Annotated in this window: 12 protein-coding genes; 6 read left to right on the forward strand and 6 right to left on the reverse strand. The window is 61.0% G+C overall.

Annotation, left to right across the window (positions count from 1 at the left end; all coding sequences use genetic code 11):
* Positions 1–144 precede the first annotated feature (144 nt).
* Complete coding sequence (locus CAQU_RS08870; RefSeq protein WP_075727016.1) at positions 145–2982, forward strand: DNA methyltransferase; 2838 nt, start codon at positions 145–147, stop codon at positions 2980–2982.
* A gap of 551 nt (positions 2983–3533) precedes the next feature.
* Positions 3534–5132: an MFS transporter gene (locus CAQU_RS08875; RefSeq protein ID WP_075727018.1), complete on the forward strand. Its 1599-nt coding sequence runs from the start codon at positions 3534–3536 to the stop codon at positions 5130–5132.
* Positions 5133–5218: 86 nt separating this feature from the next.
* Here CAQU_RS08875 and CAQU_RS08880 read toward each other — a convergent pair whose 3' ends face one another.
* From CAQU_RS08880 to CAQU_RS08900, 5 genes are all read right to left on the reverse strand, one after another.
* Positions 5219–5590, reverse strand: coding sequence for a YccF domain-containing protein (locus CAQU_RS08880; protein WP_075727020.1), 372 nt, complete (start codon positions 5588–5590; stop codon positions 5219–5221).
* 308 nt (positions 5591–5898) lie between these two features.
* Positions 5899–6207, reverse strand: coding sequence for a hypothetical protein (locus tag CAQU_RS08885; RefSeq protein WP_075727022.1), 309 nt, complete (start codon positions 6205–6207; stop codon positions 5899–5901).
* 72 nt (positions 6208–6279) lie between these two features.
* On the reverse strand, positions 6280–7002 hold the full coding sequence (locus CAQU_RS08890) for a hypothetical protein (protein WP_075727024.1): 723 nt from the start codon (positions 7000–7002) through the stop codon (positions 6280–6282).
* A 63-nt stretch (positions 7003–7065) separates the two neighbouring features.
* Positions 7066–7731 (reverse strand): hypothetical protein, encoded by a 666-nt coding sequence (locus CAQU_RS08895; protein WP_075727026.1) that lies wholly within the window; start codon positions 7729–7731, stop codon positions 7066–7068.
* A gap of 170 nt (positions 7732–7901) precedes the next feature.
* On the reverse strand, positions 7902–9935 hold the full coding sequence (locus CAQU_RS08900; protein ID WP_075727028.1) for a M3 family metallopeptidase: 2034 nt from the start codon (positions 9933–9935) through the stop codon (positions 7902–7904).
* 160 nt (positions 9936–10095) lie between these two features.
* On the opposite strand from CAQU_RS08900, the gene CAQU_RS08905 reads away from it, so the two are divergent.
* Together CAQU_RS08905 and CAQU_RS08910 are read left to right on the forward strand one after the other, a co-directional pair.
* On the forward strand, positions 10096–11592 hold the full coding sequence (locus CAQU_RS08905; RefSeq protein ID WP_169836037.1) for a carboxylesterase family protein: 1497 nt from the start codon (positions 10096–10098) through the stop codon (positions 11590–11592).
* On the forward strand, positions 11592–12917 hold the full coding sequence (locus CAQU_RS08910) for a phosphotransferase (RefSeq protein ID WP_075727032.1): 1326 nt from the start codon (positions 11592–11594) through the stop codon (positions 12915–12917). The genes CAQU_RS08905 and CAQU_RS08910 overlap by 1 nt, the downstream gene beginning before the upstream one ends.
* Before the next feature lie 263 nt (positions 12918–13180).
* Here CAQU_RS08910 and idi read toward each other — a convergent pair whose 3' ends face one another.
* Positions 13181–13744, reverse strand: coding sequence for an isopentenyl-diphosphate Delta-isomerase (gene idi, locus CAQU_RS08915; RefSeq protein WP_075728626.1), 564 nt, complete (start codon positions 13742–13744; stop codon positions 13181–13183).
* 79 nt (positions 13745–13823) lie between these two features.
* On the opposite strand from idi, the gene CAQU_RS08920 reads away from it, so the two are divergent.
* Together CAQU_RS08920 and CAQU_RS08925 are read left to right on the forward strand one after the other, a co-directional pair.
* Entirely contained in the window at positions 13824–14906 is a 1083-nt protein-coding gene (locus CAQU_RS08920) for a polyprenyl synthetase family protein (protein WP_075727034.1), read from the forward strand.
* A gap of 31 nt (positions 14907–14937) precedes the next feature.
* On the forward strand, positions 14938–15864 hold the full coding sequence (locus CAQU_RS08925; RefSeq protein WP_075727036.1) for a phytoene/squalene synthase family protein: 927 nt from the start codon (positions 14938–14940) through the stop codon (positions 15862–15864).
* Positions 15865–15909 lie beyond the last annotated feature (45 nt).

Genomic DNA, 15909 nt, shown 5'->3' on the forward strand with positions numbered 1-15909 from the left:
GAACGAGATTTGGCGGCGATCGAAACCCCTGGCTGAATTTGGTGGCTGATGCATACTCAAGTAAGCGGGACGCACTGGGGTGTTAGCCGGTACATTAATACGAGTAAATCCTCCCGTTGAAACAAAAGATCGTTGAAGGTCCCCATGGCTGAGAAACACGCAGCACATAAAAAGCGCCAAGCTGAACGCTTCGTCGAAAAATGGCACGGGCGAGGCTATGAGAAAGGTGAGGCTCAAGCCTTCTGGATGGATCTCTTAACCGATGTCGTCGGTATGGAAGATGTCTCCACTCGCTGCCTGTTTGAGCAGCGCACTGCCGCGGGTGGCTTTATCGACGCCAACATCCCCGATTCGAAGACCATCGTTGAGCAAAAGTCTTCCGGCGTCGACCTCGATAAGAAAGAAACCCGCCAAGGCCTCCTCGTCACCCCCTATGAGCAGGCAAAGCGGTATGCGGATACCCTGCCGAATACCCACAGGCCCGACTACATCATTGTCTGTAACTTCCACGAGTTTCGGATCCATGACCTCAACAAGGTCAACCCCGCTGAGGATTACGTTTCTTTCGTTCTCGATGAGTTGCCGAAACAGGCGTATCTGCTGGATTTCCTCATCGATCCGAAGCTGTCCCGCCAAGCCCGTGAGCTCGAGATTTCTTGGCAGGCCGGCCAGCTCATTGGTGAGCTCTACGACTTGCTCCGGAAGCAATACGTCGACCCGGATCTCCTGGTCAACCAGCACGCGCTCAACGTCCTGTGTGTCCGCCTCGTGTTCTGTCTCTTCGCGGAAGACGGTGGTGTGTTCAGGTCCAACGCATTCAGTGACTACCTGGCCGGGGTCCCGGCTAACCTCTGGAGGCGTACCCTGCAGGACCTCTTCGATGCGCTAGACACTCCCGAAAACGAGCGCGACCCGTACCTTGAAGAAGGGATTGCGCGGTTCCCCTATGTCAACGGTGGTCTGTTCCGGGAACGTACTGAGATCCCCCAATTCACCGAAGAGATCAAAGAACTCCTGATCAACAAGGTCGCACGCACGGACTGGTCGGAGATTTCTCCAACCATCTTCGGTGGCGTCTTCGAGTCCACCCTGAATCCGGAAACTCGCGCCAGTGGTGGGATGCACTACACCAGCCCGGAAAACATCCACAGGGTCATTGATCCACTGTTCCTGGACAACCTCACCGCAGAGCTCGACGACATCCTAACCCGTTACAAGAGCCAAGCCGCTCTCCGTCGCGAACTACGAAACTTCCATGACCGACTGTCCAAGCTCACCTTCTTCGACCCCGCCTGCGGTTCCGGCAACTTCCTCACCGAGACCTACCTTTCTTTGCGCCGACTGGAGAACAAAATCCTCTCCGTCCTTCTCGCAGATCAGGGTGCTTTCGACTTCGCGGACTTAGGCGAGGAAGCTTCCTTCCTCAAAATTCGCCTCGACCAGTTTGTCGGTATCGAGATCAACGAATTCGCCACCAATGTCGCCAACACCGCACTCTGGATCGCCCAGCTGCAATCCAACTTGGAGGCGGAAACCATCATCCAACGCACCGTCAAGGACCTCCCGCTTCGCGACAGCGCGCACATCATCCAGGGCAACGCACTCACCACTGATTGGAACCGCGCAGTAGAAGCCAGCGACTGCAACTACATCATCGGCAACCCGCCCTTCCTCGGGGCGCGGAACCAAAACGCGGACCAAAAAGCTGAAATCAAGGCCGTCTTCAACGGCGCCAAAAACTCCGGCAACATCGACTACGTCGCTGGCTGGTTCGCAAAAGCCTCTGACTACATCCAAGATTTCCCCATCGAGTGCGCTTTCGTTGCCACCAACTCCATTTGCCAAGGCGAACAGGTCGCCAACGTCTGGTACCCGCTGTACCAAAAAGGTGTCCGGATCGATTTCGCGCACGACACCTTCCGCTGGGCCAACGAATCCAACAACCAGGCTCACGTTTTCTGCGTCATTGTGGGGTTCTCTAAGCAGGGCGGCATGAAGTACTGGGATACGGAGCAGCGCAAGTTTGTGCGTGCGAAGGTCCTGTTCCACCACGATGGGCCCGATGGCCCCGTGGAGCGTCAACAGCTTGATAACCTGAACGCCTACCTAGTGGACGCGGCGGATGGCTTCGTCTGGAATCAAAGCAAGCCTCTTTCGCACGTCCCTCCCATTGGAATTGGCAACAAACCGATTGACGGTGGGAACTACTTGTTCACCCCAGAGGAAAAGGCAGAGTTTCTAGCAAAGGAACCCGGCGCTGAGTCCTATTTCCACCCGTGGCTTGGAGCCAAGGAGTTCCTGCAGGGCAAGAAGCGCGAGGTGCTCTGGCTCGGCGACGCCACCCCGGCGGAACTGAAGAAGCTGCCCTTGTGCAAGGAACGGATCAAGGCTGTTCAGCAATACCGCCAGGATAGCAAGAGTGCTGGGACTCGGAAGATTGCTGACAGGCCGACCCGGTTCCACGTGGAAAACATGCCGGAGGGGACCTCCATCGTGGTACCCAAGACTTCATCAGAGCGAAGAAAACTCGTACCTTTGGGTTTTGTCGACTCCGACACTCTCTGTGGAGATGCTGTTTTCCTCATTCCAGGTGCTGAATTGTGGCATTTCGGTGTTCTTCACTCTCGAGTCCATAACGCGTGGATGCGGACAGTGGCGGGGCGACTCAAGAGTGACTACCGATACTCAGGTGGTATGGTCTACAACACTTTCATCTGGCCCAACCTCACCGAGGCTCAAAAGGTTGAAATCGGCAACGCTGCGCAAGCGGTCCTCGATGCACGCAAGGTTTATACAGACTGTACCTTGGCGGACCTCTACGACCCTGACGATTCCTACCTGTACCCCGCTCTCTTGAAAGCCCACAACGCTCTCGACGTGGCAGTGGAAAAGGCCTACGGTTTCGCCCCTGGCATCGAGGAAAAAGACATCGTGGCAGCTCTGATGGAGCGCTACCTCGCCGCTACAGCGCAGCAGCAGTGATACGTCGAAGCCCCTAAAACACATTGCGACTGGTCGGCGGATCCGCCCAAGGGCGTATCCACGCCGCACTGTAACGCTCGCATCGCAGGTATGAGTAAATTGCCTGCAGCCGCCTTTACGACCGTATCACTGAACCCAGGGCTCGCTTCGAAGTGCCAGCAATCTACTGGAGCGCTCGGGGTGTTGGTGATGGATGGTTATTTTGACAGTACTGGAGCAATTATTTGGTTGTCTGCATTTTTTGCGGGGTTGTGGGTGTTTTTGTCGGTTTTTGGGGCCGCTGTGCGGGGTAGCAGATGTGAGGTGTTTTGGGAGTGTGTGGGGTTTGGGGTTGTGGTGGTTTTGGTCTGGGATTCTTTTTGCCTTTTGCTGCCCCCTAGTGCTGGTGGGTGGCGGTGTTGTTGGTAGTGTCAGCGGGGCTTTTGATAGCTGCTTTTGCGGCCGGAAAATCGTTGTGGTTTTTGGTTGCACGTAGTTGATTTTCCGCGCCCCACCCTTAGGTGCGGAAGGTTTTTCCTTGACCCCTACCCCTAGGCCAAGTTGTACTTCTTATGAGCACACCCACTCACTCCACGCCATTTGGCGAGTCAGATTCTGCTGCCCGTTTGTCTGCTCTTGAGCAGTTGAAGACGAAGCGTCGCCCGAAGATTTTTGCGGCGACTTTTGTGTCCGAGATTTCTGTTGGCGCCCATGTTGGTGGTGTTGGCGCGCTGATTGTGTTGTTGGCGCAGTCTTTTGGCACCAGCATTAATACGTTTACGATTCTGAGTTCTTTCCTCGGGATCGGCATGATTGTTTATTCGTTGATTTCGCCGTGGATTATGCGGGCGACGGCGGGTTTGGTGTTGAAGACCTCCTCGACGATGGTGATTCTTGGTGCGCTGGGTTTGGCTTTTGCCCCGTGGATTTGGTTGGTGATTGTTTCTGGCCTGTTGGTGGGCAGTGGTGCGTCGTTGGTGATTTTGATTGTGCCGGCGGTGTTGGCGGGTCCGCGGCGTGCGCGTGATATTGCTTTGGCTAATGGGGCGTCGTCGGCGGCGAGTATTGCGGCCCCGTTGTTGTATGGGTTTTTTGATTCGCTTCCTCATGTTCAGGGCCGGTGGGCGGCTTTGATGTTGGCTCTGCCTGCGGTGTATGTGTTGGCGACGATTCGTTCGATTGATTTTGTGGATACGCCGAGTGCTTTTGCGGAGCGTTTGCATAACAAGGTGGGGCGAAAGCGTGCGAAGGATTTAGCGGATGCTTTTGGCACGGTGTCGTCGGTGCGGGCTTTTGGTGGCGCGGAGAATGTCGCTGATGATGAGTTGGCGCGTGCTGCGGTGGCGCAAGCTGGTTCGCCGGTGCACGTGCCGGATTTGTATGCCAAGCATGAGGATCCGTCGTTTAATGAGCAGTCGACCCGGGCGGTGCGTGCGCGGTTTGGGTTGAAGTCTTCCAAGCGCAAGGCGCGTGGTGTGGCGGGCGATGCGCCGAAGAATCGGAAGGGTTTTAAGCCGCGTTTGTCGACTCCTGCGGTGGTGACGCGGACGAAGGAGCGGATTCAGTACCGCACGAAGCGGGAGCTGTTTTATATGGCTAGTTGCCTTGTGCGGGTGGCTTTGTCGTTGGTGACTGAGTTTGCGTTGTACACCTGGGGTGTGGCGCGGTTGATGGAGATTGGTGTGCAGACTTCGACGGCGGCGACGTTGGGGGCGGTGTTCCCGTTGGGTATGGCTGCCGGTCGTTTGAGCGCTGGTGTGCTTATTAAGTGGCGCTATATTTTCCCGGCGAGCGTCCTGGCGTCTTTGTCGGGTGGTTTGATTGTGGGGCTTGGGGTGAGCTTGCCGCAGTTGATTTTTGGCTTGTTGATTGCTGGTTTTGGTACGGCGTTGCTGTATCCGATCACGGTGGATGACATGGTGGCGTTGCCGAAGTTGTCGCCGAACCGGGCGGCGGCGTTGTGTTCTTTGGGCGGTGGCACGACGGTGTTTTTGCTGCCGCTGTTGCTGCCGTTGGTGCAGGACGTGTTGACGTTGGGTGAGTCGCTGTTGTTGTTGGCGCCGGTGACGATTGTGTTGTGGTTGTTGCCGACAGGCCGTAAGGCTTTTGCCAATAGTGATCAGGCGTGTGTGCCGGTCGCTGCGGACAAAGATGCTGACGTCGTGTCTTAGACCGCTAGAATCCGCCGCGTTTGTGGCGGATGTGAAAAACCCAGCACCAAAGCGGTGGTGCTGGGTTTTTCGTTGTTTTTGGTTTTTTAAGCGTCGATAATTTTCTTGCCGAAGGGGAAGCAGGAGACGGGGATCATCTTCAGGTTGGCTACGGCTAGCGGTAGGCCGATGATGGTTACTGCTTGGGCGGCTGCGGTGGTGATGTGGCCGATGGCGAGCCAGAGGCCTGCGACGAGGAACCAGATGATGTTGGCCAGCCCGCTCATGGTGCCGGCTTTGTTGGTTTCGACGACTTCGCGTCCGAAGGGCCACAGGGCGTAGGAGGCCATGCGGAAGCTGGCGACTCCGGCGGGGATGGTGATGATGAAGATGCAGGCCACCACCCCGGCGAGCAGGTACCCGGCGGCGAGCCAAATGCCACCGGTGATCAGCCACAGCAGGTTTAGAAGAGTTTTCATGTATCCCAAGATACCTGGGTTAATGGCTGTTGGTGGGGGCTTTGTGGCGCCGGGTCTGGCTGGTTGGCTGGTGGGTTTTAGCCGGTGGTGAAGGTGCGAATGAGCCACACGATGATCACCAGTGCGAGCAGCGCGTACAGGGCGAGCTTCACACGGGACTGTGGGTACTTGTTGCGTTTGGGTTGCTCACTCACGGTGGGTTTGGTTTCTCCTACGACTGCACGGAATGTGCACACATTGTTCCACCCGCCACGGGCGTGGCGGGAAATGACAGTGAGACTACTTTATCGCTTGCAGGTTGCGCACACCTATTGGGTGGGTTCTTCCGGCCCGACCGGCGGGGTGTTGATGACAACGCGGGTTTCTGCGGCTGGTTTGTGCCCCTTGGTGACTTTGCGGGCGGGGATGAGGCGGACGCGTTCGGCGGTGGTGTGTCCGGGGTTAAACCATTTATAAGTCAGGGCGCCGGCAACATCGATGGCTCTGAGGAGGACGATGGCGAGGATTGCGCACATGGGGATGGCGGTGAGGACTACGACGATGGTCTGCCACACCAGGGGCAGGCCGGTGAGCCATTGGGCGATGCCGTCGAGGATGGCGATGAATTGGTCTCTCACGGGGTTTTAGCCTACTTCACGCAAGTGTTCGGGCGTGACGGGGTGGGATTTTGACGGTGCGGGGTTGGGTGCTTAGTGCTCGTCGAAGGTGACGGTGTCCGGGCCGATGGTCATGCCGCCTGTGTGGTCGTGGATGCTGATTCCGGCGGGGGTGCTGGTGATGGTGAAGGTGTCTTCAGGCAGGTTGAGGCTTTTGCCGACGGGAAGCTTTTTTACTTGCTCGGGGTGCTCGTAGCCTTCGGCAGCCCAGGCGGTGATCCCCTGGCGCAGCGAGCCGCAAAACTTTCCCGTTTTTGGGTCTTGCCCGATTTGGGTGACGGCACTTTCGTCCTCGTAGTAGCCGCAGGTGTGGGCGTTGTCGATGGTGGTCCAGGCTGTGGCATCGGCGCGGTGGCAGGTGAGAAATTGTGCGCCTGGCTTGGCGCCGATGCGGCAAATCACCTGCCCTGTGGAATCGGCGACAACATAGACGTCATCGCCTGCCGCGTAGCCCAGCAGGGAGATATCGCCGTCGTATCCTAGGTCTGCGGTGGTGGGTATCCGCGGGCTTGAGGTGGTGGTCGCTACAGCATCTTCTGTTTTCGCACTGGTGGTGCTGGCTGGTGGTTGGGTTGTGGGCGCCAGCGACACAGTCGGGTCTTGTGGCGGCGTGCTGTGTGGTGGTGGGCTGTGGGTTACTGTCACCACGGTGGTGGTCGTGCTGTGTTCGGTGTGCGCTGGTGCAGCTTCCTGCTGCTGGCAGGCAGCAGTGAGCAGGGCTGCTGCCGCAACGATTGCCACGCTTGGCTGTTTCACCCAGATCTCCTTAAGCAGCCGAGAAACCACGCACTTTTTCACCGTGTTGTCTTGTCTTTGGGTTTACCCGCTGTAGTCGATGATGTCGACTTTTTCTGGCCCCACGGTCATGCCGATGGCTGCGGCATCAAAGACCAGTCCTTGCTCTGTGCTGGTCACAGTGAAAAAACTTTGGCCAAGGTCGAGTTTTTCACCGATGGGCAGTTTTACTTGCTCGGCCGAGGTGAACTCGGTGTCAAAGAGGGCCCCGTTGCCCTGCATTGAGGTGGCACAGAAGCGGTTTTCTCCCAGCATGAGCTTGGTTGTGTGGGTGGCTTCATCCGGGTAGATGCCGCACAGGTTTTTGGCGGGGATGTTTGTCCACGGGGAAAAGTCCGGGTGGTGGCAAAACAGGAAGTCGCCGGCGCCGGGCACGGTGCCACCCCGGCACACCACCGTGCCGGTGTGGTCGGCAAACACGAAGGTGCCATTGCCCACCTGGTAATCCACCGGCCCGGAGCTGTCGGGGGTTTCCTGCGGCGTGCTTGGCGTGGGGGCGGTCGCGTTGGGGGCCGGTGGTGGGGCGTCGTTGGGGGTGGGGTTATCCGGCTGCGGGGTGGGGTTTTCCCCTGCCGGGCGGGTCACGGTGACAACAGTGGTCGATTTCTCCCCGTTGCCGCCAACTCCGCCGGAGCACGCCACCAGGGGCATACAGCCTAGTAGTGCCAGTGCGATGAGTTCTCGTTTCATGGTGGGATTCCTGTCGACGGCGGGGTGCTGCAGTTCTACGGTATCCGTCTTAGGGCTTGCGGCTTTCAGGGTGCTACCCCCAGGTGGGTGATTGCCACCCCGGCATGCGAAAAGCTCCGCGATGAGAGGGTGGTCGCGGAGCTTTTGCGTTGCGGTTTTTTGGTGGGGCTTTAGACGGCGCCGCCGAGGCCGCGGCGGGCTAGCAGCGGGGCGACGTCTTTTTCGCGACCGCGCAGGGTGGTAAACGCCTCGTCGAAGTCGCGGGATCCGCCGGCGGAGAGCACCAGGTCGCGGAAGCGCTGGCCGGCCGCGCGGGCTGCTTCGTCGTTTTCTTGTTCACCCGCAGCGTGTTCTTGGGTGAACCAGTCGAATCCGTCGGCGTCGAGGGCTTCTGCCCACAGGTAGGAGTAGTAGCCGGCGGAGTAGCCACCGCTGAAGACGTGGTTGAAGAAGCGGGACTTGTAGCGGGCGTGGAGGTGTTCAACATCCAGGCCGGCGTCAAGCAGGGCTGCGCGTTCGAACTCGTCGATGTCGGTGACCGCGCGGGCTTGTTGTTCGCTGAGCTTGTGCCAGGCCATGTCGATGATTGCCGCCGCGAGGTATTCGCTGGTGGCAAAGCCCTGGCCGAAAAGTTGCGCCTTTTCGATGGCGTCGAGCATGTCCTGGCCGATGATCTCCCCGGTATCGACGTGGCGGGCGTAGTTGCGCACCACCACCGGGTCTAGGGCCCAGTTTTCGTTGATTTGGGAGGGGAATTCCACATAGTCGCGGGGCACGTTGGTGCCGGCAAAGGTGGGATAGCGCACCTTGGACAGCAGGCCGTGCAGGGCGTGGCCGAACTCGTGGAAGACGGTGGTAACCTGGCTGTAGCTGAGCAGCGGCTGGCTGCCGTCGGCCGGTTTGGTGAGGTTCATGACGTTGACGATGACCGGCTTGGTGCCCACCAGGTCGGACTGGTCGACGAAGCTGGACATCCACGCGCCGCCACGTTTGGTGGGGCGGGCGTAGTAGTCGGTGAGAAACAGCCCGATGGTGCTCCCATCGGCCTCTTTGACCTCGTAGACCCGCACATCCTCGTGGTAGCCCTCAAGATCCTCGCGGGGCACCACCTCAATGCCGTAGAGGCGTTTGGCGGCAAAAAAGACACCGTCTTCGACGACCTGGTTGAGCGGGAAGTAGTTTTTCAGCTCCGCCTCATCCAGGGCGAAGTCGCGCTTTTTCACCTTGGCTTCCCAATAGGGCCAGTCCGCGTCGGTGACTTTTTGGTGGGCGGACTCGGCTTCCTCAGCCAGCAGCTTGTACTCGCCGGCGGCGTTCGCACTGGCGGCGGGGGCAAGATCGCGCAGCAGCCGGTCGACAGCATCCACGGTGCGGGCGGTTTCCTCCGCGATGACATAGTCGGCATGAGAGTCATAGCCCAACAGCTTCGCCCGGCGCGCCCGCAGGGCGACGATGTTGAGGACGACGTCGGTGTTGGCTTCGCCGCGGGCGAGGGAGGCGTCCATGAGGGCGCGGCGGGTGGCGGGGTTGTTCAGGGTTGTTTGGTCCGGTTGGATGGCGGGCAGGCCCAGGGGGATGAGCAGCCCGTCGCGGTTGTAGGAGCGGGCGGCGTCTGCGGCGGCGTCGATGCGGGCTGGGGTCCATCCGTCGACGTCGTCGGCGGTGACGCTGAGGGCGTGGGCGGCGGTGGATTCGCGGAGGTTTTTGCCGAATTGTTCGCTCAAAGATGCCAGTTGGGCGTTGAGTTCGGACAGGGTTTTTTTGTCTTCGTCGTTGAGGCCGGCGCCTTTGCGGATGAAGGTGCGGATGAGTTTGTCTTTGAGGCGGGCGCCTTCTTCGTCACCGGCGGGTGCTTCGACGGCTTTGATGCGTTCGAAAAGTGCGGTGTTTTGGTAGATGCTATCGGCGTGTGCGGATAGTTTCGGCAGGATTTCTTCGGCGATGGTGTCGAAGTCGTCGGTGCCGTCGGTGAGGTGGAGGTTGAAGAAGACGTTTTCGACGCGGGTGAGGGCTGCGCCGGATTTTTCTAAGGCCTCGACGGTGTTTTCCCAGGTGGGTTCGGCGGGGTTGGTGGTGATGGCGTTGATTTCTGCGTCGTGGTCATCGAGTGCGACGTAGAAGGCTGGGAGGTAGTGTTCGGCGCGGATGTCGGCGAACGGGGGTAGCTGGTAGGGCAGTTCACTGGGTGCAATCAGGGGGTTCACACCACTACTATAACCCTTTATGACACAGGTCACGTGCAGTGCAGGTTTGGTGAGGGGCGTGGACAACCCGCCCAGTTTCATGGCGTCCGCGCCCGCCGCGGGGGTAGCGGCCAGAACACCACACACCCCGGCACCACACACCCCGGCACCACAGGCCCCTGTGTGCCCGCAGCCGGCGCAAGCAGTCGATGGGACGGCGGTGGGCCAGGCGATCGCAGCGGAGTTTGACCGCCAGCAGCGCACCCCGGCCACTACCGCACACCAGGCGCGCGACAACCGGGGTGGGGCACCGGTCGGTGGGGCACATTTCGCCGAGACGGTGTCGTTTTTCTCCATTCCTTTCCTGCAGGCAACCGATTTTGGTCCCTCCAGCCTGATTACCCGGTTTGCAGACCCGGTGGTCGATTGCACGGCGCCCAAGGCCCGCGCGGTCGCATTAACGGTGACCTGCCCAAAGCGCACCCTACCCAGCGGGCATACTCCCCCGGCGGATCTGCCGGTGGTGGTGTTTATTCATGGTGGCCGCTATGAGGAAGGCAGCCACGACGGTGGCTGGTATCAGGGAGTGCGCTTCGCGGAGTCCGGGTGCGTGTATGTGTCCGTGGGCTATCGCACGGGATTGGAGGGCTTTGCCACCTTCCACGATGACACCCCCGGCCAGTACCGGGGCATCGGTGATTGCCAGCTGGCGTTGGAGTGGGTGCAGAAAAACATTGAGGCCTTCGGTGGGGACCCCACCAATGTCACCTTGATGGGGCAGTCCGCCGGCGCAGGCATCGCACTGTGGCTGGCCAGAAAAGACCACTTCCGGGGCGGATTCCGCCGCATCGTGGCCGCCTCCCCGGGGTTTCCCCGCCAATCCTTCACCCAGCGCCTGCCCTGGCTGCGATTCTTCCTCGGCTCCCCGATCACCCGCCGCCACCTGATCAGCCTGGCCCGCAACAAACCACACAAGCTGGCCAAAGGCTACCGGGCGTTTCGCACCCGCTTCATCACCGATGCCGCCCTCGGCCCCTACCCCTGGCGCAACCAGGAACTCAGCCCGGTGGACATTTTGCTCACCCACACCCGCGACGAGTTTTATCTGGAGCCGGTCGCCGCGGCCGCCGACCGGCGCGGCATCGGCCGCGCCCTAGCACGCCTGATGGGCCGCAGCCTCGGGGTGCGTGGCAACGTCCGCGACTACCTGCGCCGCGCCGCCGCCATCGACCCCAACCGCATCGCCGGCCGCATGGTGGGTGATTCCACCATCCGGCGGTGGGTCGCCGACGTGGCAGAAGGCGCGCCGGGGCGGGTGTGGATGGCGGAGTTTGTGGGCTCGGCTTCCCGCCCGGCGGTGCATTGCGCGGATATTCCGCTGGTGTTTGGGTGCTTTGATCGGCATCCGCGCCGGGTGGAGAATTTTTTGTGCGGCCCTGTTGATGAGCATGTGGTGGCGTCGGCGGCGCTGATCCATGATGCGGTGGTGCGTTTTGCGCACGGGGAGGATCCGGCCTGGCGGCCGTATAAACAGGGGCGCAGCCAGGTGCAGGTCGATATTTTTTCCGCCCAGGTCTCCCGCACGCAGGACTCGTTGAAGGCGGTGCGCATGGCGTGGCCACCCTCGGAGCCGGCTGATGTGGAGGATCTGCCGGATATCTCGCCGGACGCTTCGTGATGGGCGATTTTTGCTGCCCAGATTCTGTGCTGGCAGGGTTGGCCGACACCTTGGGCGCTGCGCGTTTTGTCCCCGGTGATGCCGAACAGGTGGGGTCGGTTGAGGTGCTCGCCTGCCAGTGTTTTCTTTCTGAGGCTCAGGCGCACGATTTTGGGGGCAGTTCTTCGGTGTGGTGGGTGGTGGCGGGCTGTGCGGCCGGCCGGTTTCAGCTGTTTGTGGATGCCAGCGGCAAGGAGGTGTCGACCACGCCGGCGGTGGTGGCGGCTTTGGCCCGCGGCGTGGTGCCGGGCAGCTGGCGGGTTGTCGACCACGCCCACAAGCCGTGTAGTGCCGATGTGTTGTGGGGTGGGCGTGAGGTGTCGGGCCGGGCGTTGAGCGCGGAGCAGAGTAATACCACGCTGGTATTTGTCGATGCTGTTGCAAGCCGGCAGGTGGCGGTGAAGCTGCAGCGTGGTCTGTGGGCGGCCGCAGATCATGTGGCCGTGGAGATCACGGCGCTGACAGTGTTAAGCGCGGCGGGTAATGCACCGGTGGCCCCGCTGGTGGGCTTTGCCACCGCGGAGATTTCTGATGGGGCTGGTGGTTGTGAGGAGGTGGTGGTGGCAGTTGCCACGGGTTTTGTTGCCGGGGCGGTGGATGCGTTTGCGGTGGTCAGCGGCCAGCTGGATGTCGGTGCGGATGTGGCCACGGTGGCTTTTCGCCTAGGGGAGGCAACCGCCACCATGCATGCCGAGCTGCTGGCCGGCTGCGGGGGAAGTGTGGTTAAGGGCGCGCAGTGGGCAGCCCAATTGGCGGCGCGGCGGCAGGCGCTGGGCGATGGGGAGGGGATGCTGGGTGGGTTTGTCACGGTGGCCGCACGCCACTCGGAGCGGGTGTGTGCGCACAAGGTGGTTGGCCGGAAGGTTCCGGTGCAAAAGGTGCATGGGGATTTTCACTTGGGCCAGGTGTTGCTCAGTGACTGTGCCGGCGCTGATCCGCGGGTGACGATCCTTGATTTTGAGGGCGAGCCTGCCCGCGAGATGGCCCAGCGGCTGCTGCCGCTGCCGCGGGAGGCGGATGTGGCGGGGATGCTGCGCAGCTTTGATTATGCGGCGGCGGTGGCCACGGGGATGGACGCCACAGCAGCGGGTGAGCTTTCTGGGAGGTGGGGGCGGCAGTTTCTGCGGGGCTATGAGCAGCTGTTGCCGGTGGATCCGGTGGTGTTGTCGTTGTTGGTGGTCGACAAGGCGCTGTATGAGTTGCGCTATGAGTTGGCGCATCGCCCACAGTGGGTGGATATTCCGCGGGCCAAGCTCGTGGAGATCCTAGGGCAGCCGGAGAATTAGGCCGAGAAAAAATTGCATTGCTTAAAATGCATTAAAGGCTTGTGGTGAGGTTTTTCGCACGGGCGAAAAATGTCAGGAATTAATCCGGGTGGGTGAAAATGCGGCGGCATTTTTTCTTTTTTGTTTTCTATCCGTGGCTTATGGGCCATTAGTGCCTCACCCCCGCCTACTCCCCCGGGGTGGGGGGGTAGAAAAACCCAGGCCAGGATGGATTTTTGCGCCAAAACCCTTCCGCAGGGGCCGGGGCAGCTAAAGGGAAAATCCTAGGCGCCGATGGCGTGCTGGAGTTCCGGGTGGGCGAGTTGTTCCACCATCCACGGACTAAAGGCGAATGGTGTGCTCTTTACGGCGGCCACCAAATCGACCGGATCGACCCATGCGAAACTGTCGACTTCTTCCGGCAGGGGTGCGACGTCACCTGTGTTAAGGGTGGCGACATAGACGGGGCAGATCTCCCATTCGACGATCCCGCTGGAGTCGACCGCGCGGTAGGAGAAGTCCGGAAGAACACATTTGATATCACCAATGCGTTGTGGGGGTACACCCAGTTCCTCCGCCCCGCGTCGCACCAACGCCGCCGCCGGATCCTCCCCCACCCCGGGGTGCCCACACATCGAATTCGTCCACACCCCCGGCCAGGTCTTCTTCGACAACGCCCGCCGCGTCACCAATACTTTCCCCTGCTCATCGCGCACATAACAGGAAAAAGCGAAGTGCAACGGAGTGTTGTCATCGTGCACGGTTGCCTTCGGCGCAGTGCCGCAGGCACGCCCATTAGCGTCCGCCAACACAACCAACTCGACGGGGGTGGAAGAAAGCTCAGTCATGCCCCCACAGTACAAGAAAAGAAAACACCCAATGTGGGCGCGGAAGCACATTTTTCCTATTCATGGAAAAATAGGGCGCATGCAGTTGCCGGATTCCCCTTTCCATGCGCGTGTGGAACAATCCTGTGATTTTCTCCGCACCACATTTGACGACACCGCGCGCCAGCTCGCCGAGCTTAGCCCCGACGCCGCCGCGGCCTGCCAACACGTCAAAGACCTCGCCCTGGGCGGCAAACACATCCGCTCCCTGCTCACCCACGTCGCCGCCGACCGGCCAGCCGACCAACCCACCCCAGGCGCCGACATCAGCGTCGCCGCAGCCTTCGACCTGCTCCACAGCGCCTTCCTCCTCGTCGACGACATCATCGACGACGACGACATCCGCCGCGGGCGCACCACCCTGCACGCCTACTCCCGCAAGCGCGCCCTCGAGCACCACGGCATCAACCCCGCCAACGGCAGCGCCGCCACCCACTACGGCCGCAGCGTCGCCGTACTCGCGGGCATGGCCGCCCAAAACGTCACCATGCGCGTCGTCCTAGAATCCGGCGCCCCCACCGAAGTCACCGCGCACCTGCTCAAACTGTTTAGCCACGCCACCGGCTCCAGCATCGCCGGGGAATTCATGGACATCCACCACTCCCTGCCCGACGTCCACCCCACCGCACACGACATCGCCACCACCAACCGGCTCAAAACCTCCATCTACAGCTTCGAAGCCCCCCTGATCGCCGGGCGCCTACTGGCCGGTGGAGGCATGGACGACGTCGCACACGCCACCACCCTCGGACGCGACCTGGGGGCCGCCTACCAACTCGCCGACGACATCCGCGACGTCTACGCCTCCGGCGAAGAAACCGGCAAAGCCACCGGCGGCAGCGACCTAAGCCAAAAACGCGCCACCGCACTGATCAGCTTCGCCACCACCACCGACGCCTGGCCAACAATCGAAAAAGCACTCGACCAACACCCCGTCGACACCACCACCATCGCCACCATGCTGCGCGACTGCGGCGCCCTACACAGCGCCCAACAGGCCATCGACCAACACCTCCACGACGCCCACACCACCATCGAAAAGCTCCAACTCTCAACCGCCGCCACCGACCTTTTGCACCACCTCGCCGACAACGTTGGCCGCTCCCACACCACCGTCGTCTAAACCCCCACCACCCCACCGACGCACACAGCCGATGAACACACCCCGCCCCGCCACCAGCCACCCCGAACAGCCCCTGATCACCTACGGCCGCATGAGCCGCAAATCCGCCCGACCCGTCATCGGCGAATACTCCACCAGCTTCTCACTGGCCACCCGGCTGCTCGACAAACGCACCCGCAGCGACATCGCCAACCTCTACGCCATGGTGCGCATCGCCGACGAAATCGTCGACGGCACCGCCGCCGCCGCAGGCCTCGACAACAACGCCATCCTCGACTGCCTCAACACCTTCGAACACGACACCTTCACCGCCATCAACACCGGGTTCTCCCCCAACCCCGTCCTGCACGCCTTCGGCACCACCGCCCGACGCTGCAACATCGACCCCGCACACATCACCGCCTTTTTCACCTCCATGCGGCGCGACGTCCATGAAACCACCCACACCAAAGACACCCTCGAGGAATACATCTACGGCTCCGCGGAAGTCATCGGACTGATGTGCCTAGCCATCTTCACCGCCAACAACCCCCTCGACCCCGCAGCCCACGCCCGCGCCACCACCGGCGCCAAACACCTCGGCGCAGCCTTCCAAAAAATCAACTTCCTCCGCGACCTCGCCGAAGACAGCCAAGAACTCGGCCGCGCCTACCTGCCCGGCGCCTCCAACACCACCGAACACACCTTCAGCGAAACCAATAAACGCGACATCATCGCAGACATCGACCACGACCTCAACGAGGCATACGCCACCATCGGATACCTCCCCTACCCCTGCCGCGTCGGCGTGCTCACCGCCTACAAACTCTTCGAAGCACTCACCCGCGCCATCGACAACACCCCCGCCGCCACCCTGGCACACACCCGCATCAGCGTATCCAACCTGCACAAAACCACCCTCGCCGCCCAAGCCGCCATCGAAGCCCGCCGACTAACACCCGAAAAACGCCCCCACTAACCCACCCCGCCCGCACCCACTAACCCACAAGAAGAAAGACGAAAT

This window comes from Corynebacterium aquilae DSM 44791 (assembly GCF_001941445.1).
GTDB lineage: Bacteria > Actinomycetota > Actinomycetes > Mycobacteriales > Mycobacteriaceae > Corynebacterium > Corynebacterium aquilae.